25 protein-coding genes and 1 tRNA gene are annotated in these 25,279 nt (G+C 63.7%); 12 read left to right on the forward strand and 14 right to left on the reverse strand.

What is annotated here, in order from left to right; translation table 11 throughout:
- Window positions 1-81: 81 nt before the first annotated feature.
- From B1756_RS02310 to B1756_RS02345, 8 genes are all read left to right on the forward strand, one after another.
- Window positions 82-807 carry a ribosome assembly factor SBDS gene (locus B1756_RS02310; RefSeq protein ID WP_086887088.1) on the forward strand — a complete coding sequence of 242 codons (726 nt, stop codon included), beginning with the start codon at window positions 82-84 and terminating at the stop codon, window positions 805-807.
- Between the two features lie 277 nt (window positions 808-1,084).
- Entirely contained in the window at window positions 1,085-2,794 is a 1,710-nt protein-coding gene (locus B1756_RS02315) for a restriction endonuclease (RefSeq protein WP_086887089.1), read from the forward strand.
- A gap of 251 nt (window positions 2,795-3,045) precedes the next feature.
- Entirely contained in the window at window positions 3,046-4,350 is a 1,305-nt protein-coding gene (gene hflX / locus B1756_RS02320) for a GTPase HflX (protein WP_086887090.1), read from the forward strand.
- Window positions 4,351-4,582: 232 nt separating this feature from the next.
- A complete protein-coding gene (locus B1756_RS02325; protein WP_086887091.1) occupies window positions 4,583-5,905 on the forward strand; it encodes an ABC transporter substrate-binding protein in 1,323 nt (440 codons plus the stop codon).
- Window positions 5,906-5,908: 3 nt separating this feature from the next.
- Window positions 5,909-6,799, forward strand: coding sequence for a branched-chain amino acid ABC transporter permease (locus B1756_RS02330; RefSeq protein ID WP_186336491.1), 891 nt, complete (start codon window positions 5,909-5,911; stop codon window positions 6,797-6,799).
- A complete protein-coding gene (locus tag B1756_RS02335) occupies window positions 6,792-7,865 on the forward strand; it encodes a branched-chain amino acid ABC transporter permease (RefSeq protein WP_228434437.1) in 1,074 nt (357 codons plus the stop codon). Before B1756_RS02330 ends, B1756_RS02335 begins: the two co-directional genes overlap by 8 nt.
- Window positions 7,862-8,593: an ABC transporter ATP-binding protein gene (locus B1756_RS02340; protein ID WP_086887093.1), complete on the forward strand. Its 732-nt coding sequence runs from the start codon at window positions 7,862-7,864 to the stop codon at window positions 8,591-8,593. Before B1756_RS02335 ends, B1756_RS02340 begins: the two co-directional genes overlap by 4 nt.
- Window positions 8,594-9,316, forward strand: coding sequence for an ABC transporter ATP-binding protein (locus B1756_RS02345; protein WP_086887094.1), 723 nt, complete (start codon window positions 8,594-8,596; stop codon window positions 9,314-9,316).
- Between the two features lie 293 nt (window positions 9,317-9,609).
- Here the strand turns inward: B1756_RS02345 and B1756_RS02350 are convergent, their stop codons facing one another.
- A complete protein-coding gene (locus tag B1756_RS02350) occupies window positions 9,610-11,271 on the reverse strand; it encodes a long-chain fatty acid--CoA ligase (protein WP_086887095.1) in 1,662 nt (553 codons plus the stop codon).
- Window positions 11,272-11,523: 252 nt separating this feature from the next.
- On the opposite strand from B1756_RS02350, the gene B1756_RS02355 reads away from it, so the two are divergent.
- Both B1756_RS02355 and B1756_RS02360 read left to right on the forward strand, forming a co-directional pair.
- Entirely contained in the window at window positions 11,524-12,681 is a 1,158-nt protein-coding gene (locus B1756_RS02355) for a thiolase family protein (RefSeq protein ID WP_086887096.1), read from the forward strand.
- On the forward strand, window positions 12,678-13,037 hold the full coding sequence (locus B1756_RS02360) for a PhlB family protein (protein WP_086887097.1): 360 nt from the start codon (window positions 12,678-12,680) through the stop codon (window positions 13,035-13,037). Before B1756_RS02355 ends, B1756_RS02360 begins: the two co-directional genes overlap by 4 nt.
- 328 nt (window positions 13,038-13,365) lie before the next feature.
- Here the strand turns inward: B1756_RS02360 and B1756_RS02365 are convergent, their stop codons facing one another.
- Entirely contained in the window at window positions 13,366-14,184 is an 819-nt protein-coding gene (locus B1756_RS02365) for a DUF7547 family protein (protein WP_086887098.1), read from the reverse strand.
- 210 nt (window positions 14,185-14,394) lie between these two features.
- Between B1756_RS02365 and B1756_RS02370 the strand changes: the two genes are divergently transcribed.
- Window positions 14,395-15,063: a DUF7504 family protein gene (locus B1756_RS02370; protein ID WP_086887099.1), complete on the forward strand. Its 669-nt coding sequence runs from the start codon at window positions 14,395-14,397 to the stop codon at window positions 15,061-15,063.
- 91 nt (window positions 15,064-15,154) lie between these two features.
- A complete protein-coding gene (locus B1756_RS02375; protein ID WP_086887100.1) occupies window positions 15,155-15,907 on the forward strand; it encodes a ribonuclease H-like domain-containing protein in 753 nt (250 codons plus the stop codon).
- Window positions 15,908-15,915: 8 nt separating this feature from the next.
- Here the strand turns inward: B1756_RS02375 and B1756_RS02380 are convergent, their stop codons facing one another.
- The 12 genes from B1756_RS02380 to B1756_RS19300 form a co-directional block, all read right to left on the reverse strand.
- Complete coding sequence (locus tag B1756_RS02380) at window positions 15,916-16,215, reverse strand: DdfA family disk-determining factor (protein ID WP_086887101.1); 300 nt, start codon at window positions 16,213-16,215, stop codon at window positions 15,916-15,918.
- 383 nt (window positions 16,216-16,598) lie between these two features.
- Window positions 16,599-16,672: transfer RNA gene (locus B1756_RS02385), tRNA-Thr, on the reverse strand.
- A gap of 66 nt (window positions 16,673-16,738) precedes the next feature.
- A complete protein-coding gene (locus tag B1756_RS02390) occupies window positions 16,739-17,218 on the reverse strand; it encodes a GNAT family N-acetyltransferase (protein WP_086887102.1) in 480 nt (159 codons plus the stop codon).
- Window positions 17,202-18,410 carry a phosphoglycerate kinase gene (locus tag B1756_RS02395; protein ID WP_086887103.1) on the reverse strand — a complete coding sequence of 403 codons (1,209 nt, stop codon included), beginning with the start codon at window positions 18,408-18,410 and terminating at the stop codon, window positions 17,202-17,204. The genes B1756_RS02390 and B1756_RS02395 overlap by 17 nt, the downstream gene beginning before the upstream one ends.
- Window positions 18,411-18,543: 133 nt before the next feature.
- Entirely contained in the window at window positions 18,544-19,161 is a 618-nt protein-coding gene (locus B1756_RS02400) for a CBS domain-containing protein (RefSeq protein WP_086887104.1), read from the reverse strand.
- Between the two features lie 102 nt (window positions 19,162-19,263).
- On the reverse strand, window positions 19,264-20,025 hold the full coding sequence (locus B1756_RS02405) for a GTP cyclohydrolase III (protein WP_086887105.1): 762 nt from the start codon (window positions 20,023-20,025) through the stop codon (window positions 19,264-19,266).
- Window positions 20,026-20,143: 118 nt separating this feature from the next.
- The gene (locus tag B1756_RS02410) at window positions 20,144-20,470 is read right to left on the reverse strand and encodes a DUF5785 family protein (RefSeq protein WP_086887106.1); all 327 of its coding nucleotides are present in this window, start codon (window positions 20,468-20,470) and stop codon (window positions 20,144-20,146) included.
- A 96-nt stretch (window positions 20,471-20,566) separates the two neighbouring features.
- Window positions 20,567-20,842, reverse strand: coding sequence for a PadR family transcriptional regulator (locus B1756_RS02415; RefSeq protein ID WP_086887107.1), 276 nt, complete (start codon window positions 20,840-20,842; stop codon window positions 20,567-20,569).
- A gap of 190 nt (window positions 20,843-21,032) precedes the next feature.
- Complete coding sequence (locus tag B1756_RS02420; protein WP_228434438.1) at window positions 21,033-21,911, reverse strand: cobalt-precorrin-4/precorrin-4 C(11)-methyltransferase; 879 nt, start codon at window positions 21,909-21,911, stop codon at window positions 21,033-21,035.
- Window positions 21,904-22,749: a cobalt-factor II C(20)-methyltransferase gene (locus tag B1756_RS02425; RefSeq protein WP_086887109.1), complete on the reverse strand. Its 846-nt coding sequence runs from the start codon at window positions 22,747-22,749 to the stop codon at window positions 21,904-21,906. The genes B1756_RS02420 and B1756_RS02425 overlap by 8 nt, the downstream gene beginning before the upstream one ends.
- Complete coding sequence (gene cbiT, locus B1756_RS02430) at window positions 22,746-23,333, reverse strand: precorrin-6Y C5,15-methyltransferase (decarboxylating) subunit CbiT (RefSeq protein WP_086887110.1); 588 nt, start codon at window positions 23,331-23,333, stop codon at window positions 22,746-22,748. The genes B1756_RS02425 and cbiT overlap by 4 nt, the downstream gene beginning before the upstream one ends.
- A gap of 85 nt (window positions 23,334-23,418) precedes the next feature.
- Entirely contained in the window at window positions 23,419-25,278 is a 1,860-nt protein-coding gene (locus B1756_RS19300) for a hypothetical protein (RefSeq protein ID WP_086887111.1), read from the reverse strand.
- Window position 25,279 lies beyond the last annotated feature (1 nt).

Genomic DNA, 25,279 nt, shown 5'->3' on the forward strand with positions numbered 1-25,279 from the left:
GGGACTCGCCGCGGGCGCTCGGCGAACGCCCGCGCTGTGACTTCAACAACACTCTTTTACCCCGCACGGGTAGGTCACGGTATGATATCACTCGACGAGGCAGTGACGGCGCGACTCGAGTCACACGGGGCCCGCTTCGAGGTGCTCGTCGACCCCGACGCAGCCCTGTCGATCAAACGCGGCGAGTTCGACGGCGACCTGGAAGACGTCATCGCCGCAGAAGACGTCTTCGAGGACGCGTCCCGTGGCGACCGGCCTGCAGAGAACGACCTCGAGACGGTCTTCGACACCACGGACCCACTCGAGATCATCCCCGAGGTTATCAGAGAGGGGGAGATCCAGATCACGGCCGAACAGCGCCGAGAGATGCAAGAACAAAAGCGCAAACAGTTGATCGACACCATCGCGCGCAACGCGATCAACCCCCAGATGGACGACGCCCCCCACCCGCCCGAGCGGATCGAGAACGCCCTCGAGGAGGCGGGCTTTACGGTCGATCCGATGGAGCCGGTCGAGGGGCAAGTCGACGACGCCCTCGACGCGTTGCGGCCCGTGATCCCGATTCGGTTCGAGGAAGTTACCATCGCGGTACAGGTCCCTGCCGAGTACGCGGGTAGCGCCCAGTCCCAGATCCGGCAGTTTGGTGACCTCGAGCGCGAGGAGTGGCAATCCGACGGTTCGTGGATCGGCGTCATTACCTTCCCCGCGGGAATGCAAAACGACTTCTACGACGTGGTCAACGAGTACTCGAGCGGGGAGGCCGAGACGCAACTCGTCAAGGACAAAGACGACATCAAGACGCGCTGACGTCGTCTTCGGCGTCGACCGTGCGCTGTTGACCAGTTCACCGGCTCTCGGCTAGCTGCGTCTCCTCGGGCGATCCTGGTACCGTTCCAACCGTCGACTGATGAGTGAAACCAGTCACTCGCTCTCGGTTTCACTCACCAGTTCAGGCCTGGACCGCCACTGGGACGTGCGTCGTCTGCCAGTAGACGAGCTCGTATCGCACAATCATTCACGTCTGCTGCCGATCAATTCACCAACTTCGAAATAATTTTCAACTGCACGACAGCATACTGGATCGATGGAGCTACCGGATATTGTCGTCGGGATCGGCGGACTCGGTGGGGTGCTCGTTGGACTGTACGCGCTCTCGAGGGCCACTGCCACGGTCGGACGACGTGTCGGTAGGTCGGAACAACGACAGAAGACGCTGACAGTGTACGCGCGGATCGGGGTGCTGGCCGTCGGCATCGCTCTCGCATGGACTCTGTATACGATGTATCCGGTCTTCGAGCCGATCGTCGCTGTGCTTGAGCCCGACGGGTGGTGGATCGGTCGACCGCTCGGTCACGGAGTCGGGCTGGGGGTCGTCGCACTCGCCGCGATCTGGGCCGTCAAGCGCGGTACCGATCCGACGATCGAGGACGTGCTTGACCAGCAGCATACAGTCCCAGCACGGTACCGTCGTCGGCTCTGGACCGCCCACGCACTGTTCGTCGTTGGTACGCCAGTGGTGCTGCTCACGCTGTATGCCGCCGGATTCGGGTCCGTCTGGACCGTCGTGGCGTTTTACGTGCTCGTCCTGTGCTGGTTCGTACTCAGAACGCCGCTCGTGTCGTTCGCGTATCGAACGCGAGATCCGACGGCTGAAGAACGATCGCGACTCGAGCGCTGTTTCGATCGATTCGGTCGCGAGCCACCGACGGTCGTCGTCTTCGACGATCGACACGAGAACCTCGACGTCAAACTCGTCGGTCACAGCGCGTACCGGACCCTGTGGATACAGGAGTCGCTACTCTCGAGTACCGACGAGGCGGAACTCGCGGCGATCCTCGGCGCAGAAGACGAGAAGAATCGCCGATACTTCTACGAACAGTGTTACCTCGCGGTTGCACCCGTGCTGTTCATGGTGACCGCACTGATCCTCATTCTCGGGGAACTGCTGTTCGTGTCGGAGTTCACCGTAGATTCTGCGTCCACCCTCGTCTGGTTCACCAGCATCGGTTTCGCGTTCGTCGGCATCCTCGCTGTGAGCCAGACCTCGAGATGGACGATCTACCGGGCGGATCGGTTCGTGAGCTCACACGTCGATCCCGACGTCGTTCGGCGCGCGTACGACCGATACGCACAGACGATCACGACGATCGATCAGGAGCAGACCCGGAGTGGATTGAGCAAGCGTCTCACCATCGAACCACCGATGGAGCAGCGAATCCGACGGCTCGAACGGGCGAATTCGCTCGAGCCGATGCCCCGGACTGCCCGCGAGCCTGAGTCGAGCGAGGTAGAGACGCCTGCTGAAGCAGCCGGTTCGAACGGAACAGTCGCCTCAGATGACGTGGAACCGACGCCGAACGCGCCGCCGGCGGACTGGGATTCTCGCGAGCACCACCCGATCCAGCAGGCGCTCGCGTCGATAGATCGACGGGAGTTCGCGGACGTCGTTGCGCGACTTCGAGGCGAATTTGGCCGGGAGTGTACGGTAGCCGAGGCAGACGAGTCAGACTGGATCGACGTCGTCGCCCGATCGACAGACGGTACGACTGAATTGCTCCGAACGGTTCACAGACGAACCGACGACCCAGTAACACCCGATGAGATCACCGACGAACGCGGTCGGATCGTCAGTGGCCGATCGGTCGAGACAGTACTGGTGGTCACCAACGGTCGTTTCGACGACCGCGTCGACCGGCTGGCGGCCGACCTGACGCTCGTCGACGGGCAACGACTCACCGAGTTACTCGAGGACAGTGCTCTCGCGGACGAACTGGGCGCATCGGCGGCCGAGTAACTCGAGTCGCCACGGGATTCAAGGTCACCCGCCACCTAGATGAGCGTATGATCGTGATCGAACCAGCGGAGGTGAACGGCCGCCACCCCGAACGTGTCGCGTGAACGACCGACGGGCGCTGTGCCCGCTGACCGGCAGGCCCACACCCCGAACAGTATCGACGCTGTCCCGGACAGCAGTGAGCGGCCACAGTTTCGAGACAGCAGTGATAAGTCCCGAGCGCGAGCGCGCTCACGCGTGGAGATGACGCTATGAGGGCGATCGTCGCGAAACGGGTCGACTCGGGAGAACCAGACACCGAGGAGATCCACGACCTCGCCGCGGCCGCGGGCTACGAGGTCGTCGGCGAAGTAACCCAGACCCGGCGAGCCGATCCCGCGCTCCAGCTGGGTGAGGGGAAGGCGAACGAACTCGCCGAAAAAGTGGCGATGGCCGACGCCACGACCGTGATCTTCGACAATCGGCTCGGTCCCTACCAGACGTACAATCTGGGTCAGCTTCTACCAGAGGGCGTCGAGGTGATCGACCGCTTTACACTTATCCTCGAGATCTTCGGGCAGCGGGCCCAGACGCGCAAGGCCCAGTTGCAGGTCGAACTCGCGGAACTGCGGTACGAACTGCCCCGGGTCGAGGCCAAGACCAGCCTCGCGAAGCGTGACGAACATCCCGGGTTCATGGGGCTCGGTGAGTACGACGAGAGCCGCGAGCAGGACATCAAGGCCCAGATCAGCCGGATCAAGGACGAGCTCGCCCAGATCGAGCAGACCGAGCAACACCGCCGGGAACGCCGCCGGGATTCCGGGTTCGACCTCGTCGCGCTGGCGGGCTACACCAACGCCGGCAAGTCGACTCTCCTGCGGCGGCTCTCGACCGACCTCGAGATCGACGAGAACGAGGACCTGCACCCGGACCTCGAGTCGACTGCAGAATCCGAGGATCGGCTGTTCACGACACTCGGGACGACGACCCGGCGAGCCGATATCGAACCGCGGGACGTGCTGGTGACCGACACCGTCGGGTTCATCAGCGACCTCCCGCACTGGCTCGTCGAGTCGTTCAAGTCCACGCTGGAGTCGGTCTACCGCGCGGATCTCGTGTTGCTCGTCGTCGACGTGAGCGAACCGGTTGCAGACATCCACGAGAAGCTCGTCACCAGTCACGACACGCTCTACGAGCGCAACGAGGCACCGATTGTGACCGTTCTCAACAAGATCGACCGGGTCGACGACGAGGAACTCGCCGAGAAGGAAGCGGCGCTCTCGGCGCTCGCGCCGGATCCAGTGTCAGTCAGTGCGAAAGAAGGGACGAACGTCGACGACCTCCTCGAGCGCATCGACGAGGAGTTACCCGACTGGGAGGACGAACGGCTCGTCCTGCCGATGACCGACGAGACGATGAGCCTGGTCTCGTGGATCCACGACAACGCGAACGTCGAGGACGTCACCTACGGCGACGAGGACGTCCTCGTCTCCTTCGAAGCCAGACCGGCGATCATCTCGAGGGCCCGGTCGCGGGCGAGCGAACTGGCGACCACCGCGGCGGAGTCGGCCGACTGAGGCCGGGAAACCCCTTCTGAGGGATCCAGTTTCGAACGAGCAGCCATCTGTTCTCGGATACGTTCGACTCGTCAAACGGGCAGAAAGATTGTGACGACGACCGCTAAGTATGTTTCTCTCCTGATTGGTGTTCGTGTTGTTTGCAAGCCTGTAACGGGGTGGCACTTACCAACATTTTTAATATGCATGGTTTGGAAACCACGGGTGTGCTTTACACACAACGTGGTGGCCTATGACAGGAAAACACGCAGACACGGGACGCGACAGTGGTACGGTGACGGATGGACTGGACCGACGAACGTTTCTCGGTGCAGCCGGAGCGGGCGCAGTCGCGACGGTCGCTGGATGTCTCGGCGACGATAACGGCGACGTCGTGAGGGTCGGTCACATCGCAAACGTGCAGGCCGACATGGGTGCCGGCTCCGAGAACAGCGGCCAGCTCGCAGTCGACGAACTGAACGACGCCGACGGCATCATGGATCAGGACGTGGAGTTCATCTCCGTCGACTCCCAGTCCGACCCCGGGCACGCGCTGACCGAAGTCGAGGGTCTCGTCGAGCAGGACAACGTCGACGTCGTCATCGGGACGTTCGTTACCGAGGTGATGCAAGGGATCACCGATTACGTCGCGGAGATGGACGTGCCGTTCCTGATCACTGGGTCGGCCGATCCCGTGACCCTGACCGACACCGTCGCCGTCGACTACGACAGATACAGGAACATCTTCCGGTCTGGCCCGATCAACTCGGACTTCCAGGCCGAAGCGTCGGCTGACTACGCAGAGTTCCTGAACGACGAGTACGGTTGGACGGACGTCGCACTCGTCATGGACGACGCCGCCTGGACCGAGCCCTTCTCGGAGATCCTCCCCGGCGAACTCGAGGACCGGGGGTTCGACGTCGTCCTCGAGGATCGGCTGGCACCCGGGACCGACGACTGGGCACCCGTAAACAGCAGTATCGCCGATTCGGGTGCCGATTTCGTCTTGCGATTTTTCGCCCACAACGTCGGCACCGGGATGCTCGTCAACTGGCGAGAAAACGAGTACGAATTCTCGATCGAGGGCATCCACGTCCCCGGAATGTCGCCCGAGTTCTGGGACGACTCGGAGGGTGCAGCGCTGTACGAGACGACCTCTCAGTCTGGTGGCGGTGGTGCTGCCGAAATGACCGAGGAGACGATGCCCTTCGTCGACGCCTACGAGGCCGAGTACGGTGACGATCGACCCAGCCTCCCGATGTACATGGGGTTCAACACGTACGACGCTGTCCACGTCTACAAAGAGGCAGTCGAACGCGCTGGAACCACCGACTACCAGGCGGACATCGACGTGATCGTCGACGAACTCCTCGAGACCGATCACACCGGTGCGGCAGGGGAGATCGAGTTCTACGGGGAGGGCGACGAATACCCACACGACGTCGTCGAGATGCGGACCGACGACGGCGTGATCTCGAACTTCCCGGTAACTCAGTGGCAAGAGGGTGGTGAAATCGAGTGCGTCTACCCACTCGAGTTCGCGAGCGCCGATCACGTCGCCCCCGAATGGATGTAAGCCATGCTTGGCTCAGCCATCTCGATTCTCGTAACGGGGGCAATGATCAGCGCCGTCTACGCCCTGATCGCGATCGGCTTTACGATGATCTTCGGCGTCGGTGGCGTATTGAATCTCGCTCACGGTGCGTTGATCATGCTCGGGGCCTACGGCTACCTCGTCGTCACCTCGTCGTCGACGGTGGAGTTTCTCGCGCTTCCGCCAGTGGTCGGACTGGTCGTCGCGATCGCCGTCGGTGCGATCGGGTCGTACGGCCTCTACAGGGGGCTCGTCGAGTACATCGAGGACAATCCGGTTATCACGTTCCTCGCGACGCTCGTCGTCGCGTTGATCCTCGCAGAACTCGCCGTCGTCGGCTTCTCTGCGAGTCCGCGGAGCCTCGTCAACCTCGCCCCGGGAAGCTACCACCACGAAGGGTTCGGCATTCGCGTCACGTACATCGAACTCGTCGCGTTCGTCGCCTCGTGGGTCTCGATCGGGTTGCTGTGGTACTACGTGACCCGGACCGACGAGGGCCGGTCGATTCTCGCGACGTCGATGAGCGAGCGCGGCGCGCAATTGACCGGCGTCGACCTGCCGTCGGTGAAAGCTCGAACGTGGGTGATCGCTGGTGGCCTCGCCGGTCTCGCTGGCGTCTTCATCGGCACACTCCAGCAGACGAGTCCGGTGATGTGGCTCGATCCGCTGGCACTCGCGTTCATCATCGTCGTCATCGGCGGCATCGGCTCGATCAAAGGCTCGATCATCGCGGCGTACCTGATTGGCTACCTCGAGACGCTGACCGTCGAGTTGCTCGGCTCAGGGTTCCGAGGAACGTTCTCGCTGATCGTGCTCGTGATCGTGTTGCTCGTGATGCCACAGGGACTCTTCGGGAGGGAGTGGGTCCATGAGTAGTGACACGCGTACCGGCGGTCGACTCGGATCGGTCGCAGACGGCTACAACGACCGGTTTGGTCACCTCTTCGGCGAAATGAACGCGTTGCAACTCCTGTTCCTCGCCGCGTCACTCGTCGGGCTGCTCGCTGCGCCGCTTTGGACGTCGCTGCTCGGCGTGGAAGGATTCTTGCGAACGTTCGCCCTCGCGTCGATCTGGGCGATCCTCGCGATGGGATGGGACATCCAGAGTGGCTACACCGGCTACATCAGTTTCGGGCACGCCGTTCTCTCGGGTGGTGCAGCCTACGCGACTGCGCTGTTGCTCACCCACGTGAACCCGGACCTCCCGTTCCTGGTGACCGCACCGATCTCCGTGCTGGTCGCACTGGGAATCGGGCTGGCGATCGCGATCCCGTCGCTCCGACTCAGGGGACCGTACTTCTCGCTGGTCACGTTCGTCGCCGGCCTGATCTTCTACCAGCTTACGTACGCGTTCAGCGGGATCACCGGTGGCGAACTCGGCCAGCGTGTCGGCCGACTCCAGTTCGAGGTCGCCGGCCTCGAGGTGACGACCTTCGACCCGGTCACGCGATACTACGTCATGTTGATCCCGATGCTGGTCATCGCCGTCGCGTTGCTCTACGTGGCTCGATCGAACGTCGGGATGATCCTCATCGCAATCCGGGAAAACGAAGAGGCAGTCGCCGCTGCCGGCATCGACACGACGAAGTTCAAGATCTGGTCGTTCGTGCTGAGTTCGATCCCGATGGGGATCGGTGGCGTGTTGCTCGCGTACTTCTACGGAACGGTCAACCCGGTGAACTTCCTGCTGGTCGACCGGAGCATCGAGATGATCGCGATGGCTGTCGTCGGCGGTATGAGTTCGATCCTCGGACCGGTCGGCGGCGCGTTCCTCGTGATCTTCTTGCGAGAGGAAGTGCTGTACGTCTTCGGGACGACCGGCCGCTGGGTCGCACTCTGGACGGCCGTGTTGCTCGTCCTCGTGTTCGCCCGGGACGGCCTGTTCCGCAAACTGTGGCACAAACTCGGTGACCGGGGCGCAACTGGAGGTGATGACGAATGAGCATGTTCGAACTCGAGGGACTGACCAAGCGATTCGGTGGACTGACCGCCGTCGACGACCTCTCATTTACGGTCGACCGCGGCGAGATCGTCGGATTGATCGGCCCGAACGGGTCTGGCAAGTCGACGGTGTTCAACTGCACGATGGGGCGCTACTCGGTGACCGACGGCTCGATCTACTTCGACGGCGAGGAGATTACGGACGACGACACTCACGAGGTCGTCGAACGCGGACTGTCCCGGGTCTCACAGGAGTCGAACCCGATCGACGCCATGACCGTCGCCGCGAACATCAAACTGTTCACGCTCCCCAACAGCGTCCGGACGATGCGCGGCGGCGGCGACGAGGAAACAATCTTCGAGTACGCCGCCCGCGTCGACATCGAGGACAAGCTCCACGAAGAGCCGGGATCGCTGCCTCACGCGGACGTCCGTCGCCTCGAGATCGCGAAGGCGCTCGCGACCGAGCCGGAGATGCTGTTGCTGGACGAGCCGTTCGCCGGCATGAACCAGCAGGAGATCGACGAACTGGTGACGAAGTTCGAGACGTTCCGCGACGAGGGGATGACGATGATCGTCGTCGACCACAACATGGGCGGACTCATGCGACTCGTCGACCGGGTCGTGGTAATCCACAACGGCGTCAAGATCGCCGAGGGTGATCCCGACGAAATCGCCGAAAACGAGACCGTTCGAAACGCCTACCTCGGCAGTTCGGAGGCGATGTAAATGTCCGGCTCACAGCCTCACCTCGAGATCGACGATCTGCACGTCTACTACGGCAAGGCACACGCCCTGAAAGGCGTTTCCCTCTCGATCGACGAGGGTGAGATATTCGGCGTCATCGGCCCGAATGGCGCAGGCAAGACGACCATGCTGAACGCCATCGCCAATTTCGTCGACTACGAGGGGACGATCCGCTACGGCGGGACGGACCTCACGTCGCATTCGCCGCGAGAGATCGTTCAGGACGGCCTCGTCTACTGTACCGAAGACCGGGACCTGTTCCCGTTCTTCTCGGTCCACGAGAACCTCCTGATGGGGGCGCAGTTCCGCGATGACGACGACGCCGTTCAGGCCGACCTCGAGATGGTCTACGACCTCTTCCCGAAGCTCGACCAGCGGCGCGAGCAGGAAGCCGAGACGATGAGCGGCGGCGAACAGCAGATGCTCGCCATCGGCCGGGCGCTGATGAGCGACCCCGACGTCCTGATGCTCGACGAACCGACGCTCGGGCTCGCGCCGATCATCATCGAAGACATCAACGATGCGATCGAGACGCTGAACGCCGAGGGCCTCACGATCTTGCTGGCCGAGCAGAACTCGACGTTCGCGCTTCGCCACGCCGACCGGCTCGCCTTACTCGAGACCGGCACGATCGAGCTCTCGGGGCCGGCCGACGAGTTCCAGGACAACGACTACATCCAGGAAGCCTATATCGGAATTCACTGACGCCGAACCCGATTCCGTGACCGGTTTTTTCGCGCGAATCTGGCTCTCTCACGCCGAGTCTGATCACAGCCCCGGTCCGATCGGCCGTGGCTCCTCGAGAGTCTGTGTCACTACAGTAGCCACTGAAAACCAGTGCGAACACAATCGCACGACAGCCGTGCGATCGGTGTGCAAACCGCCTCGGTTGTTACCCGTCTCTGGACGGGTCAAACAGCTGGACGCAGCGAGCGCTACGCCGTCACGCTATCCCCTCCTCACACACCAGACACAGAAAACCGGCGACGACGGTTCGGTCAGTCGTCGCTTTCCGGTGCCGCTTCTTCCGGGGCGTCTTCCTCGAGCAACTCGCTTTCCTCGCCCTCGTACAGTTCCCGGAGGTCCTTCTTGGAGAACTTCCCGGTCGCCGTTTTCGGAATCTCGTCGATGAACTCGAAGCCGTCAGGGACCCACCACTTCGGATACTCCTCGACGAGCATCGCTTTGAGTTCGTCGCTCAACTGCTCGTGGTCGGTACCCTCGGGTGTGACGACCATCGCCACGGGTCGTTCCTGCCAGCGCTCGTGTGGCACGCCGATGACTGCTGCCTCGCTCACGTCGTCGTGGGCCATGATCGCGTTCTCGAGTTCCTGTGAGGAGATCCACTCGCCACCGGACTTGATCACGTCGTCTGCGCGGTCGACGATCTCGATGTAGCCGTCCGTATCGACGGTGACGATGTCGCCGGTTCGTAGCCACGAGCCCTCGAAGTCCTCCTCGTTGGCCTCCGGCCGGTTGAAGTACTCGGTCGTCACCCACGGCCCGCGAACGAGGAGTTCACCGAAGTCCTCGCCGTCCCACTCGACTTCGTCGCCGTCGTCGTCGACGACTTTGAACTCGAGACCGGGCACGATCAGTCCCTGCTTCGACTTGACGTTGAACTGCTGGTCCTTCGGCGCGTCCCTGAGATCGTGTTTCAGGTTTGCGACCGTTCCGATCGGCGACATCTCGGTCATCCCCCACGCGTGAACGACTTCCACGTCGAGTTCGTCGAACTGCTCGATGAGCGCCTGTGGGGCCGCCGACCCACCGATGACGACCTGCTCGAGTGAGGAGAGGTCGACGTCGTTGTCTTCCATGTACTCGAGGAGGCCGAGCCAGACCGTCGGGACGCCGGCGGTGAGCGTCACTCCCTCCTCTTCGATGAGTCGCGCGATGTCTGCCGGTTCCGGCGACGGGCCGGGGAAGACCTGTTTGGCCCCGGCTGCAGCCGCGGAAAACGGCATCCCCCACGCGTTGACGTGGAACATCGGAACGACCGGCATCAACACGTCCGAGTCGTCGATTCCAAGCGCCTGCGGGACCATCGTCGCCATCGTGTGGGCGTGAAGCATCTGCTGGGTGTACTCGACGCCCTTCGGCATTCCCGTCGTTCCCGACGTATAGCACATCCCCGCCGGCTGCTCCTCCTCGAGTTCCGGGAATTCGTAGGTCGTCGGCTGGTCGCCGATAAACGACTCGTAGTCGGTGATTGGCTCGAGTGGCAGGTCGGGGACTTCCGAGCCCATGACGACGAACTGGTCGACGCTCTCGAAGGCATCGGGGTCGTACGCCGAGGCGAGCTTTTCGGCCAGTGACGGATCGACGAAGATCACCCTGTCCTCGGCGTCGGAGACGATGTGCTGGATGTGTCCGTCGGGCAACAGCGGGTTGATCGTGTGAAGCTGTGCGCCGACGTTCGGGACCGAAAAGTACGTCTCGAAGTGTCGATCCGTGTTCCAGCAGATCGTTCCGACGCGGTCACCTTGTTCGACGCCGACGTCCTCGAGGGCGTTCGCCAGCTGTCGGACGCGATCACCGTACTCGGCGTAGGTGTATCGCTTCATCCCCTCGTGGGTCCGTGCGACCACTTCTCGCTCCGGGAAGATGTTTTCTGCACGCCACAGGAACGGCTTCAGTGTCTGTTGATACCCAGTCACAGTAGACACATAGTGACACGCCCAGATAGCTTTTTATGATTATTTTTACCGTGGGTCGTCCTCGAAGCTGCTTCCACCAGACGGTTCGACGAGGGGACGGAGAACCGTTCGCCACGATTCCCGATCCGCTGTCGACGAGGACGACCGGATGGGGCGACGCCGGCGAGTGGTCGCCAGCTTCGGCGAATCCACCGGTCGGTCGCCCGCTCGAGGACCCGACATTATATACCACTGATCCAAGTCTGGTAGGATATGGAACGCGTAGCAGTCATCGGCGCATCCATGACCCAGTTCGGCCAGCGCGAGGAGTGGGTCCTCGAGTTGCTGGCCGAGGCTGGCCTCGAGTGTCTCGACGACTCGGGCGTCGACGCCGCAGACGTCGAGCACCTGTACGTCTCGAACATGGCCAGCGGTGAGTTCGAAGGACAGACCGGGATCATGAACGCCCTGGCACACGATCTCGACGCCATCCCGGCGTACACCCAGCGAATCGACCAGACCAGTTCCAGCGGTGGCGCGGGAATCTACGCCGCCTGGCAGTCGGTCGCAAGCGGGGCCAGCGACATGACCCTGCTCGTCGGCGGCGAGAAAATGACCCACAAGACGACCGGCGAAGCGACGGACGTAATCGCGTCGCTGACCCACCCCGTCGAGTACAAGACCGGCGTCACGCTCCCCTCGTTTGCCGGTCTCACGGCTCGACACTACTTAGAGCGTTTCGACGCACCTCGTGACAGCCTCGCGAAGGTCGCCGTCAAGAACCACAAAAACGGCGTCGACAACCCGAACGCCCAGTTCCGCAAGGAGATCGACGAGGAGACCGCCCTCGAGTCGCCGATCGTCGCCGATCCGCTGCGGCTGTACGACTTCTGCCCGATCACCGACGGCTCGGCGGCGCTCATGCTCTGTCCCGAAGACGTCGCAAGGGAGTACACCGACGAGTACGCGGTCATCACGGGCATCGACGGGGCGACCGACACCCACGTCGTCCACGAGCGCGAGGACCCGACCGTCATGGGTGGCGTCGTCGAGAGCGGCGAGGGTGCCTACGAGATGAGCGGCCTCGAGCCCGAGGATATCGACGTCGCGGAACTCCACGACATGTTCACCATTCTCGAGTTCCTCCAGATGGAGGGACTTGGTTTCGCCGAACAGGGTGAGGCGTGGAAACTGGTCGAGGAGGGCTACACCGAGCGCGACACCGGTGAGCTGCCGATCAACACCTCCGGTGGGCTCAAGTCGAAGGGACACCCACTCGGTGCCAGCGGCGTCGCACAGGCAGTCGAGATTTACGAACAGCTCGTCGGCGAGGCCGGCCCGCGACAGGTCGAGGCCGACGTCGGCCTCTGCTGTAACGTCGGCGGGTTCGGAAACTGCGTAATCACTACCATCATGGAGGCAGCACGATGACGATGGAAGCGACTCGATACGAGGACGGTTCGATCACCTACCCCGGACACCCGCGGGGGCCCGGCGGCGCGGAACCAGTAGAGACGATCGATCTGAGCGAGTACACTGCAGAAGTCATCACGTGGACGACCTCGATGGCGACGCCGCCGGGTGTCCGCGAGCCGAACACGCTCGCGATCGTCGAGTTCGACGTCGATGGCGAACCGGTGCGTGCGATCGGTCAGGCGACCACGGGCGAGATCCAAACCGGCGACGAAGTCCGACCCGTCCACGTCGACGAACTGCGCGAACCCGGTGCCGGCATTCGAGAACCGGAGAGTCAGGACTGGGACGGATATCGGTTCGAGCCGGTCTGAGCTGGAATCTGGCGCGAACAGCCCGTGAGCGGCAGGTCCCAACGCGAAGCCGGTTCGGATCAGGGAGGTGCAACGCTCCGACCGTGGTTCGAGCCGGTCTGAGCTGGAATCTGGCGCGAACAGCCCGTGAGCGGCAGGTCCCAACGCGAAGCCGGTTCGGATCAGGGAGGTGCAACGCTCCGACCGTGGTTCGAGCCGGTCTGAGCCGGAATCTGGCGCGAACAGCCCGTGAGCGGCAGGTCCCAACGCGAAGCCGGTTCGGATCAGGGAGGTGCAACGCTCCGACCGTGGTTCGAGCCGGTCTGAGCCGTCTCAACAGGAACCGCAGTTACGTTTCGTCACCGTTCGCCCCGTCAGTGTCGTCGCCGTCAGGTCCGTCGTCATCGGCGTCGTCGGTCCCGTTCGAATCCGAATCGTCGGCGTCGACCTCCTCGCCGTCGGTTGCCGGCGCGGTGTCATCATCTGTATCGATGTCGTCCTGCCCGTACCGATCTTTCAGCGTCTCGAGTTCGGCGTCGACGTCGACGGCCGACTTGTCGTCGGGTTCTGGTTCGGCATCCTGTTCCCCGTCCTGATTGCGGGAGCGGTGATCGATCGAGCCGGACTGCACGTCGATCTGCACGCCGCCCGAGGGTCGATCCCGATCGCTGGATTCGGCCGCTCGTCGCAATCGGTCGTCGACGTCGTCGCGCAAGTCACGGGCCTCCTCCAGTAACTCGCGTGCACGATCGTCTGCTGGAAGGGTTCCCTCGGTGGTCGCACGCTGGAGTTCAGCCAGTACGGTGTCGAGGTGATCGAGGGTCGTTCGTCGGAGATCGGTCGCGCGATCACTGGTCACGTCGGCCGTTTCCGTCACGCGGTCGCGGGCCTCGCGTTCTGTGCGGACGAGTCGAATCGCCCGCTGGAACGCCTCGAGCGTCCGGACGCTGGACTCGAGGGCCGCGAGCAACGCCGGCAGTGCGACCTCGTCGGTGAACGCGAGAAATTCGCGAGGGGTCGGTGGACGGAGCGGGGGGCGGGGCATCGACCCAGTTGGGTCCCGAAGCGGCGACCGCGACCGGTCAGCGCCCAGTTCCTCGCCGACCTCCTCGAGCGTTCGCGTGAGTTCCCTGATCGCCTCGGCGAGGTCGTCGTCCTGGTCGGCCATGGAGTGGGCTACGCGTGCCGGCGGCAAAAGGATACGGTCGAGCGAACGCGGGACGGCCGAACGGACACTCGGCTGACAGCAGCTGCGAGGTCGTCGTAGCGCTGATCGTCACCACGAGTGACCGAATCGGCCGATCTGGCCCTCGAACCTCTGTCTTCCGACCTGTGGAGCCACAATATTTATTTCTGTCGGGTTAATTCTATCGAATAGATGGATCGCGCGATAGGGGATCGGGGGGCGGTGCGCGTCGTCCAGACGCTCGACGCGTTGAAACGAACGGGAAGCAACATCTTGCTGGTCGGATCCAGCGTGACCGGTGCCCACGAAATGGCCTGTCGTCGACTCTGCGGTCACGCCGACGCCGACCGACGGTACCGACTGGTCGTAACCGACGAGCGACGGCCGATGGCGTCCTGTGACCACGACGACCGGGGTAACGTTCGGTCGATCATCTACGACGCCCCGGAAACGACGGCGGCACCGACTGCAGAGCGCGATCCGGCCGAACGTTCCAGTCGGTCGCCCGACCCGCTCGAGGCGCTCGGACTCGAGGTCATCGACGCGATCGACGCAATCGAAAGCGAAGCTGATGGGCTCGGTCCGTCGGAACTGCGGGTCTGCGTCGACTCGCTCGCGACGCTCTTCCAGGAACACGACACGGAAAGCGTCTTCAGGCTCGTCCACGTCGTCAGTTCCCGTATCGAGCAGGCCGGTGGAATGGGACACTACCACCTTCCGGTCGCCGCCGACCACGAGGCCGTCAGATTACTCGAGCCGATGTTCGACGCGACCGTCGAACTCCGCGGTGAGCGCGGTGGATACGAACAGCGGTGGTCACTCGACGATCGGGGCCTCGAGACGGACTGGGTTCCGCTGTGATCGGTCGGTAACGTCCCGCCTCGCTCGTCGAGCACGCAGGTACCGTCTGTCGATCCAAGCGTTTTTGCCGCCTCCACACCCCTGTGAGCGTGTGCGAATCGAGAACAGTTTCATTCCCGTTCGCGGCGTCGGGGAGGTCACCGAACGACGGCTCTGGGAACACGGCATCACCCACTGGGACGAGTTCGACGGCAGCGTCGTCGGTGACACCGTCGCCGAGCGAATCGAACGTTTCATCGACGAGGGGTGGACCCACCTCGAGCGCGGCGATCTCTCGCCGTTCGCGACGGAACTACCGGCGTCGAGTCGGTGGCGGCTCTACGAGAACGTTCGCGAGGATACCTGCTTTCTGGACATCGAGACGACGGGTCTCGACGCGACCCGGAACCGCGTCACGACCGTCAGCGTTCACCGCGGTGGCGAGACGACGACGTTCGTGCACGGGCACGACCTGACTGCCGATCGACTCGCGTCCGAACTCACGGAGGCGTCACTGCTGGTCACGTTCAACGGCCAGCGCTTCGACGTGCCGTTTCTCGAGACCTGTTTCGACCTCGAGATCACACTCCCCCACGTCGACCTCATGTATCCCTGCAAGAAGCTGGGACTCGACGGCGGGCTGAAAGCGATCGAACGCGATCTCGGCATCGAGCGTGACCGACCCGACCTGAGCGGCAGAGACGCCGTTCGGCTCTGGCACGAGTACGAACGCGGCGACGACGGTGCTCTCGAGACGCTCGTCTCGTACAACCGGGCGGACACCCGGAACATGGAACCGCTCATGGACCTCGTAGCAGACGAGCTCCACGACCGCGTCTTCGAGCCGTACTGTCCGGGAGAATAACGGGCTCTTTACTCGAATGCCGTCGCGTCTTCCGGCTCGGCGACGTCGACAGTCCCGTCGCTCGAGACGGTGACGTGGTAGCCACAGAAGAGAAACTCGACCGTTCCGGTCGATCGTGGCGTTCCGTCTTCACGCGGTGCAAAGAGAGAGTCGAGCGCTTCCGGATTGATGACGTCGTACAGCGCCTCGTACGTCGGCGGTTCGATATCCGTCGGGTCGACGCCTTCGCGTTCAGCAATGGCGGCGATCACTTCGAAACTAAGTGACGGTACCGAGTCTGTTTCCGACCGATCGACTGAGAGTAGCATTGAACGCAGTCTTTCTTCGCCTCCACATAAATCCTCTGGCTACAACGACGGGTTGTTGCACACCTTCGTCCGTCAGCCCGCACTTGTAGACATCAGCGCATTATTTTGTGATGCTTTTAATAATAAAATTACTACTGTGGCCGTAATTGAACGGTCTCAAGCGTTGATAGGGACCGGACAAGACTCCCCTGTGAACCGCCTCGGGGTCAAGTGGTTCGAAAGGCCTTCGGCCTTTCGTCATCACGGAAGATCGAAGATCTTCCGAACGACCCCAAGGCACTCGGCCTGCTCCGCCTGTAGAGCCAGAACCAGAGTGTGACTAACTGGCGCGGCGAGACCATCTCTCTAACTCGTTGCCTGATGGGTTCCGTTTACCGAGAAGAAGCCAGGGCGGGGATTTGAACCCCGGAAGTCTCGATTACAAGTCGAGTGCATGAACCGCCCATGCTCCCCTGGCGCAATACCGTCGGTCCGAACGTTTGCACTCACCCTTTGAGTGTGTGTCGTTTTTGCGCCGACAGACCTACTGCTCGCCGTCGTCAGTGGCGATCGATCGACCCATGGTGAGTCGGTGGGGGTCGTACCCGCGCTTGCGGTAAAATCGCCGTGCCGACTCGTTCGCAGCCATGACCTCGAGACGGACGACATCGACTCCGCGTTCAGCGAGTGACGCTTCGACCTCCTCCAGCAGGGCCGTGCCGATGCCCTGATCCCGGTAGTCGGGATCGACGTACAGGTTCGACAGCGTTCCACGGGTTACGTCGAGTTCGAGGGCACCGCGTTCGATCGAAAACGAGGCGAAGCCGACGACGGTCCCGTCGAGACGCGCGACGAGGAGTGCGTCCGCGGCCGCGTGTGCTGCCAGCGTCTCTCGCATGCGCTCACGGTTTTCGTCGGCACGGATCGCCGAATCGTACGCTCGCTGGCCACAAGCGAGCGACACCCACATGTCGGTAACGACCGCTACGTCCGCACTCTGGGCGGGCTCAATCTCGAGGGTCATCCTCGAGTGCCGTCACGGCGGGCAGCGGTTCGGCAGTGAGCATGCGGAGGGCTGCGCCGCCGCCGGTGCTGACGTGTGAGAAGCCGTCGACGCCGAGTCGGCGCAGTGCCGAAGCGGTGTCACCGCCGCCGACGATGCTCGTCGGGACGTCGGTCGCCGTCTCGTACAGTTCGCGTGTGCCACGTTCGAACGCGTCTTCCTCGAAGACGCCGGCGGGCCCGTTCAGGATCACCGTTTCGGCGTCGGCGAGGATCCGACCGTAGTACTCGAGGGTGGACTCGCCGACGTCCATCGCGGCTTCCTCGTTGCGCGGTGGGAGAGCGTTGACGCCGAGTTCGTAGCGGTCGCCGTCGCGTTCTACCGCGACGTCCCTGGGGAGGGCGATCTGGTCGCCGTAGGCGTCGAGCAGGTCTGCAGCGCGGTCGATCTCGTCCCAGTAGCCCTGATCGTAGATAAAGTCGGAACTCGCGTCGCCGAGGTCGACGCCGTCGGCGATGAGAAAGACGTTGCCGACGACGCCGGCTGTGAGGACGTGGTCGGCGAGCCCCTTCTCGAGGACCGACCAGGCGACGTCGATGGAGTCGGAGACCTTGGCGCCGCCGACGACGTAGACGCGCGGGGAGCCGGTCTCCTCGATCGAGCCAAGGACGTCGAGTTCGGCTTCCATCACGCGGCCGGCGTAGCCCGGAACGATCTGGGGGAAGCCGACGAGCGACGGCTGTGAACGGTGGGCGGCGGCGAACGCGTCGTTGACGTAGGCGTCGAGCACCGGTGCCAGCCCCGTGACGAGGTGCGTCCGGGCGGCCCGATCGGGGTCGAACTCCATGTACTCCTCGCTGTAAAAGCGCGTGTTCTCGAGGACGAGACACTCGCCGTCGTCGAGCGACCTGACGGCGTCGCGTGCGGTCTCGCTGAACGTCGCGTCGACGTACTCGACCGGCTGGTCGAGCAGTTCGGCGAGGCGGGCGGCGTGGGGCTCGAGTGAGACGAACTCGTCGCCGCCCGGTCTCCCCTGATGGGCGAGAACGGCAACGCGGCCGCCCCGGTCTGTGAGTTCCGCGAGCGTGTCGACGTGGGCACGCAGTCGGGCGTCGTCGTCGAGGCCGCCGTCGTCGGCGATCGGGCTGTTGACGTCGACGCGGACACCGACGGTGGTCCCTTCGACGTCGAGGTCGTCGAGGGTCTCGATCATTGTCGGGGAGTCCACGGCGGCACCCGAAAGGTCTTTCTATCGGACGGATCAGGGGAGCCGAATGCTGTCACGGCACAGCATTTCGTCTCGAAGAACACGTCAGGGGAGAACGACCTGGTCGACGCTCGCCCCATCACACCGTCCGGCAGTCGGTACAGACGAGTTGTCCGTTGGCGTCCCAGAGGTCGGTTGCGAGCGAGCCGCAGGCTTCACAGACACCCTGAGTCGAGTACTCGTCGCCGCCGTTTGGGACCATTCGGTCGTCGGGAACCTCGTCGACGGGTGCAGTCACGGCCTCCTCGAGGGGCTGGTCCGGGCTGGTCGGTTGCTCACCCGAACCGGCTGACCGGGGTGGCGTTACGGTCGCCCGGAAGGATCCCGCGGCGGCGATCACGTCTCGCTGTGTGACGACGCCGACCACCTCGTCGTCCGTCTCGACGACGACGTTTCGGATGTTCTGGCGGGCCATCGTCGTCGCCACGTCGGCGAGTGAGCGCGTCGGGTCGACGGTGATCACCGGGGTCGTCATGACCGCTCCGACGGTGGTTTCGGCGGGATCGTGTTCGTCGGCCACGAGTCCGAGGACGTCCCACTCGGTGACGATACCGACCGGGTCGCTCCCGCGGACGACGAGGACGCAACTCGACCGTTCCTCACGCATGAGCCTGACGACGCCGAGGACGGTGTCCGATTCGCTGACGCCGACGTAGTCGGCCGTCAGGACGTCCCTGACCGACAGTTCCGATTCCATGTGTGGGTGTTGTTCACAGACGGGCTAAAAGCTACTCCCGCCACCATTAAGCCCGTCGGCGGGGAACTATCCACGTTATACCGGTCGGCTGGTCGACGATGGTCAGTCCTCGAGTTCGACGCGCGTTCCGTCGGCCCGGCAGGTCTCGAGGGCGTGTTTCGCGGCGTAGCCGGCGTCGTGGGCGCTCTCGCCACGGCCGACGCCGACCTGCAGCTGGACGTCGACGGCCTCGTCGACGTGGGCGATCGCCTCCTCGTAGTCGGGTTTCTCGAGGTCGGGGCAGACGACGATGACGTTGTCGCCGCCGACGAAAAACGAGAGGCTGTCGTGGGCGTAGCGCATGTGGCGCATGAGTTCGGCGTAGCCCTGTTCGATCTCGATGAACGTGTCGAAGGCGTTGAGCTGGTCGGTGTAGTTGCCGGTGACGTTCACGACGTCGAAGTGAGCGATCTGAACGTCGTCTGCGGTTCGGTAATCGTCGTCGATGGTCCGGCCCTCGAGACACTCACGGCGGGTCTCGTCCTGTGCGCTGCCGGCGTTCTGGAGTCGCTCGGTTGCGTCGGCGAGCGCCTGGACGGGGCTGGTCCCGGTGGCGACGCCGAGGCTGAGCGTCACCGGGTAGCGGTTGCCGATGGACTCCTGTAGGGTGGCGTGATCGTCCATCGTGAGGCCGTTCGTGACGGCGATCATGTTGTCGAAACGCGTGAAAAAGGTGTAGCCGCCGCGGTTCCCAACGAACTGGGAGATGTCGGCGTAGAGTCGAGATTGCATCGTCTGGAGGTCAGCCTCACGTCGCGGCTCCGGCGTCACCGTCCACGGCCCGTAGTTGTCGATCTGAACGAGCGTCACCTGCGTGTTAGTCACGGTGATCGGACCTTTCGAACGCCGTCGTATAAGTGATACGCAATCCAGATTCGTGACGCTCGACGTAACGCGCGTGCTCACGCCACGACGGGCACGAGAAGAGTGTCTGCGAACCGGCTCAGGCGTGTTTCTTCTCGGGGTTCGCGCCCTTTGGGTGGTAGTCCCAGAAGTCCCCTTCGCGCATGGCCGCTCCGACCGCCTTGTGCATGTCCAGAATCGTCTCGAACTCCTCGTCGTCGATGTACTCGAAGATGTCGCTCATTGCCACGACTTTCTGGTGGTTGATCCGGATTGGATCGTCGCCGTGTTCCTCGACGAATTCGACAACGTCCATCGGAAAGTCTTCCGCTTCGTCGACCTTGTCGGCGATGATCCGCATATCGAACTTGCGCATCCCTTCGCTCCCCTGCTCGCCGTCTGGATCGTGTGGCCAGTCCGAACTCATATGCTGATCTGTGCAGGGGTCTTGCAAAAGGGTTACTCTTGGCCCCCGACGTCGGTCGCCCCGCCCCCACGTGACGACCGTCCCGACGGAACCAGCTCAGAAGTCCAGATACTGTGACTCCCACTCGCGTCTGGCCTCGAGTTCGCGTCGACCTCGGCGCGTCAGCGTGTAGACGTTGGTCCGGCGGTCGCGCGTCCCCTTCTCGACCAGGCCCTTGTCGACGAGCGTGTCGAGGTTCGGGTAGAGTCGGCCGTGGTGAATCTCCGACTCGTAGTACTCCTCGAGTTCTTCCTTGACGGCCAGCCCGTGTGGTTCCTCCTCGCCAGCGATCACCGTCAGCAGGTCTCGTTGAAATCCAGTCAGGTCGTACATTGGAGAGTTCCCAGCCAGTATACGTGTCGAACTCGCATAAGAATACCGGGTTAGTATGGATCATCTCCGCAGTTTCATACTATACAGTGCTGCGATGGCCGGTCCCGAAACTTCGAATGCTGACATAATCTGGGCCGAGCTTTTGAAACTGATGCTACACATCGAACGGGTAAGAGCTCGAACGCGGTGGTCACCCGTCGGAATCCGGGCCGCGGTTCGCCCAGTCGCCGTAGAGGTACGACCGTTCGTATCCGGAACCGGTGACGGCCTCGCCGACGATCACCAGTGCCGAGGCGCGATAGCCGGCCTCCTCGACGCGGTCGGCGATCGTCTCGATCGTCCCGAGGATGACGTCTTCGTCCGGCCACGAGGCGTGATAGACCACGGCGACCGGGAGGTCGGGATCGTGACCGTCCGCGAGCAGGCGGTCCATCGTCTCCCGGACGGCGTGGGTGCCGAGGTAGAGGCAGGTCGTGACGTCCCCCATCCCGACGAACTCTGAGACGTGGTCCTCCTCGGGAGTCAGCGTCTTGCCCTGTGGCCGCGTGAACGCGACGTGATTGGCGAGTTCGTTCAGCGTCAACTGCGTGCGGAGCGTCGCACTCGCGGCGAACGCCGACGTGACGCCGGGGACGAGATAGGTGGGAATACCCTCGTGCTCGAGGGCGTCCATCTGCTCGAGTGCGGCCCCGTAGATCGCTGGGTCGCCGCTGTGGAGGCGAACGACGTTCTGTCCGTCCTCGTAGGCGTCGCGCATGAGCGGGATCAGTTCCTCGAGATCCTTGCCAACCGAATTGACCAGCTCGGCGTGAGCGCAGTAGGCCTCGAGCACCTCGCTGTTGACCAGCGAGCCGGCGTGGACGACCAGATCCGCCTCCTCGAGCAGTTCCTTCCCGGCGACGGTCAGCAGCCGTGGGTTACCCGGCCCGGCACCGACGAAAGGAATTCCCTCCTGATGGTCGCCGGCGCTGTGCTCGAAAATTCGATCGTCGAGATCCTCACGGCGGCGTTCGCCCTGTGCATCGATGGCCGCCTGCGGGTCGCCTGCGGCCTCGTCGGAATCAGTCACGGTAGTACCCTCCACAGTCGCCACCCTCACAGCCCTCCGCTCGCTCGACGTCGAGCAGCTTCCCCCCGTCGGCGAGGGGTCCGTTTTCGGCATCGACCGTCTCAGCATCGCTCGACTCACTCGACCCACTCGAGTCACCCCCGTCCCCGGCCGCTCGCTCGAAGACGGCCGTCGCCGACTCGATCTCGAGGGCTTCCTTCTCGGCGTAGGCGAGCGTGTAGTAGTCGCGTTCCTCGACCTCGGATGGATCGTCGGTCACTACTGTCTCGCCCTGTTCCATGAACAGCCGACGGCCGAAGCGGACCTCGTAGCCCGCCTCGACGAGCCCCTCGTGGGTGGCCGGTGCATCGGTGACCTTGAAGAGGATCATCCGATCGGGGCCGGTCGGACTGGCACCGTCTGCCGCTTCTCGCAGCGCGAGACCGGCACCGGCTTCGACCTCGACGTCCAGTGCCGTCGCGAACGCCGTCATCGCGCTCACGCCGGGGACGATCTCGAGGTCGACGTCCGGGTGAAACGCGCGGAGCGTCCGTCTGAGGTGCCCGAACGTCGAGTAGACGTTCGGATCGCCGAGCGTGACGAACGCGACGTCGCCCTCGCGGGCCCGTGGGGCGACCTCCGCGGCCGCCTCCTTCCATGCTGTCCGCAGTTTCTCCTCGTCTCTGGTCATCGGGAAGTCCAGATCGCCGATCTTCGACTCCGGGACGTGCTCGAGGGCAACGCTCCGGGAGAGGCGACCGGGAGAGTAGACCACGTCTGCCTCCTCGAGCACGCGCTTCCCGCGGACGGTAACGAGGTCCGCCTCGCCGGGGCCGAGACCGACGCCGTAGAGAGTCATCTGGCCACCTCCCCGGCGTCTGCGCGGACCGATTGCTCCGAGGCGCTCCCGACCAGCATATAGACGGGGTTGTCCGAATCGAAACTCGTCGCGCCCGCGAGTTCGTAGCCGTGGCTCACCTGGAACTGGACGACCTCCTCGAGAATCCCGCGCTCGCGGAACGCCGTTGCAGCACGGCCAGCGACCTCGAGTCTCGAGACGTTCATCACGATCCGATCGACGCCGGTCTCGACGGCGTGGTCGAGAACGGCATCGAAGTTGCGGCTCCCCCCGAGAAAGAGTGCGTCGGCGTCGTCGGGCAGTCCATCGGGTGCTTCGGCGTGTCGCACTTCGACGTCGGCCCGGATCGTCTCCTCGTTGGCCGAGAGGTTCTTCTCGGTCGTCTCGAGCCGTTCGGGCTTGCGCTCGACGGCTGTCACCCGCCCTGCTTGCTGGGCGGATTCGATGGTGACAGCACCGGTACAGGATCCGACCTCGACGAAGTGGTCCTCGGCCGTGAGGGCGAGTTTCGACTGGACCACCGCCCGGACCTCCGGTTTCGTCGGCCCGGCCTTCGCATCGTGTGGTAACGCGATCGGCGACATTGTCCGGCCCAACAGCGGCCGCCCCTAAAACAATTTTGTTTGGAATAGGGCAATCAGCCTTGTGTTGGTCGCCGACGGGCCGGCATCAGTAAGCGAAGAGTCGCCAGAACAGCTCTCCGGGACCCGGTGGACCGACTTCCTCGGGTCGCTCGACGTCGACGTCGACCTCGTAGTCCAGCTCGAGGTGTGCGTCGTGAGTCGGTTCGTGGTCGCCATCGGAGTCGTCGCCGGGTGGTTCGTTGCTGGCGTCTGGCTCTCTGTCCGCAGATTCGTCGGTAGCGTCTGGCTGCCTGTCCGTAGACTCGTCGTCGGCCACAGCCGCTGTGACTCCGTCGAACGACGATTCGTTCACCTGTTCTCCGGTCGTGACACCGGTTTCGACGCCGTCAATTTCGTCGGCTGACTCGACCTCGGCCCAGTCGGTCACGGCGAATCGGAACTCCCCGTCGACCAGTACGTTTCGTTCGGTGTCGACCGTCATCGTCACGGACGCCTCGTGAACCTCGGGCTCGTCGAATCTCTCGTCGAGTTCTCCCCCGGCCAGGGCAGCGGAGACGTCGTCCGGGTCCTCGAGTTCGAGCACGAGTTCGTCGTCGGTCGCGTCACGTATCGTCCAGTCGTGTTCGGCAGGGTCGGGTTCGCCCACTCTCGCCGACGACTCGGACCACTGTTCGCTCTCTTCCCACACGAGATAGCCGGGCACTGCGATCGCTTCCGATCCGGAGCCGTCGAACGGACCGCCGAAATTCCCGTAGCTGACGGCGCTGGTGAGGTAGGTCACCGGACCGTCCTCGCCGGAGACGCTCTTCAGCTGGCGATCCGACCGATCGATATGCGTCTCGATCACGGTGCCGCCGTCACCGACGTCGCTGTATCGGTAGACGTGATCGGACCGATCTGTGTTCTCCAGCGCCGTCGCGTAGATCCCGTTCGGATCGTCCGGCAGCGGCTCGGGTTCCGCGTCCACGGGCCGTATCTCACCTGCTCGAACGAGCCCGGCGGTCGTGACGAGGGACGTAACGAGCAGGAAGGCCACAGCTAGCTGTGCGACCGGCACCGACGGCGGTCGCCAGGAGCCTCGTGCGCCCGTCGCGTCGAATCGACCCGCGGCCAGCGCGACCGACGCCGCGAGCCACGCCGCAGAGCCGAACACGAGAACCAGCCCGCTTCCCGCAAGCGGAAGGACGACGCCTTCTATCGACCCGAACTCCGTTCCGTTCGGGACGGTCACCTCGAGCCACACGAATGTACCCACCAGCGTCGCCGCGAGAAACACGACGTACCCGAGGTGCAACGCGAAGGGGCGAGCGAGCGCTCGAGGGGTACCCACCGTCGTCTCGAGGGCCTCGCGTAATCCGGTCCGGGCGCTCGCTCCGTCTGCGACACGGACGACCGCTACTGCGGGGACTGCCCAGGCGACGAGCGTTCCGAACGCCAGTCCCAGAAAGGCCCCGTAGACGACCACGTGCGGAGCGAGCAGGTCGCCGCGTCCGAGCAAGTAGAGCCCGTATCGGATCGGTGTGTCGATTAGCACGAAAAGGGCGACGCCGGCCACGACGGCCAGCGCGTGGCCACCGACGGCGACCGCGAGCAGGGAACGGCCACGGCTCCGAACTTGCTCGAGCCACTCACGTTGGTCCGGCTCGCTGGCTTCGTCGGTGTCGGCCTCGTTGCCGTCGTTTCGCCCGTCACTCTTGCCCGGTCCGTCAGCCGCATTCACCTCCCGCAGTGCGGGGACGACCGCCCCCAGACAAAGGGTAGCGAAAATCGGCGGCACGAGGATCGGAAGGACGTACGACCAGACGGACTCGACGAACGGTCCCACCGCGACGGCAAGCAGGATCCGGCTCAGCCCCTCGAGCAACACGACGATGGCCGCGACGGCGACGAGCCGGTCCGTCCTCGCCGCTGGGAGCGAAAGCGAGAGCCCATCGGGGAGATCCATA

The organism is Natrarchaeobaculum aegyptiacum, assembly GCF_002156705.1.
GTDB lineage: Archaea > Halobacteriota > Halobacteria > Halobacteriales > Natrialbaceae > Natrarchaeobaculum > Natrarchaeobaculum aegyptiacum.

Coding starts and splice junctions, on each gene's coding strand:
- B1756_RS02345 (WP_086887094.1), top strand. CDS start 8,594: ATGTCCGGCTCACAGCCTCACCTCGAGATCGACGATCTGCACGTCTAC.
- B1756_RS02365 (WP_086887098.1), bottom strand. CDS start 14,184: ATGGCCGACCAGGACGACGACCTCGCCGAGGCGATCAGGGAACTCACG.
- B1756_RS02335 (WP_228434437.1), top strand. CDS start 6,792: ATGAGTAGTGACACGCGTACCGGCGGTCGACTCGGATCGGTCGCAGAC.
- B1756_RS02395 (WP_086887103.1), bottom strand. CDS start 18,410: ATGATCGAGACCCTCGACGACCTCGACGTCGAAGGGACCACCGTCGGT.
- B1756_RS02325 (WP_086887091.1), top strand. CDS start 4,583: ATGACAGGAAAACACGCAGACACGGGACGCGACAGTGGTACGGTGACG.
- B1756_RS19300 (WP_086887111.1), bottom strand. CDS start 25,278: ATGGATCTCCCCGATGGGCTCTCGCTTTCGCTCCCAGCGGCGAGGACG.
- B1756_RS02360 (WP_086887097.1), top strand. CDS start 12,678: ATGACGATGGAAGCGACTCGATACGAGGACGGTTCGATCACCTACCCC.
- B1756_RS02330 (WP_186336491.1), top strand. CDS start 5,909: ATGCTTGGCTCAGCCATCTCGATTCTCGTAACGGGGGCAATGATCAGC.
- B1756_RS02400 (WP_086887104.1), bottom strand. CDS start 19,161: ATGGAATCGGAACTGTCGGTCAGGGACGTCCTGACGGCCGACTACGTC.
- B1756_RS02390 (WP_086887102.1), bottom strand. CDS start 17,218: ATGACCCTCGAGATTGAGCCCGCCCAGAGTGCGGACGTAGCGGTCGTT.
- hflX (WP_086887090.1), top strand. CDS start 3,046: ATGAGGGCGATCGTCGCGAAACGGGTCGACTCGGGAGAACCAGACACC.
- B1756_RS02380 (WP_086887101.1), bottom strand. CDS start 16,215: ATGCTACTCTCAGTCGATCGGTCGGAAACAGACTCGGTACCGTCACTT.
- B1756_RS02415 (WP_086887107.1), bottom strand. CDS start 20,842: ATGTACGACCTGACTGGATTTCAACGAGACCTGCTGACGGTGATCGCT.
- B1756_RS02340 (WP_086887093.1), top strand. CDS start 7,862: ATGAGCATGTTCGAACTCGAGGGACTGACCAAGCGATTCGGTGGACTG.
- B1756_RS02410 (WP_086887106.1), bottom strand. CDS start 20,470: ATGAGTTCGGACTGGCCACACGATCCAGACGGCGAGCAGGGGAGCGAA.
- B1756_RS02355 (WP_086887096.1), top strand. CDS start 11,524: ATGGAACGCGTAGCAGTCATCGGCGCATCCATGACCCAGTTCGGCCAG.
- B1756_RS02425 (WP_086887109.1), bottom strand. CDS start 22,749: ATGACTCTCTACGGCGTCGGTCTCGGCCCCGGCGAGGCGGACCTCGTT.
- B1756_RS02370 (WP_086887099.1), top strand. CDS start 14,395: ATGGATCGCGCGATAGGGGATCGGGGGGCGGTGCGCGTCGTCCAGACG.
- cbiT (WP_086887110.1), bottom strand. CDS start 23,333: ATGTCGCCGATCGCGTTACCACACGATGCGAAGGCCGGGCCGACGAAA.
- B1756_RS02310 (WP_086887088.1), top strand. CDS start 82: ATGATATCACTCGACGAGGCAGTGACGGCGCGACTCGAGTCACACGGG.
- B1756_RS02315 (WP_086887089.1), top strand. CDS start 1,085: ATGGAGCTACCGGATATTGTCGTCGGGATCGGCGGACTCGGTGGGGTG.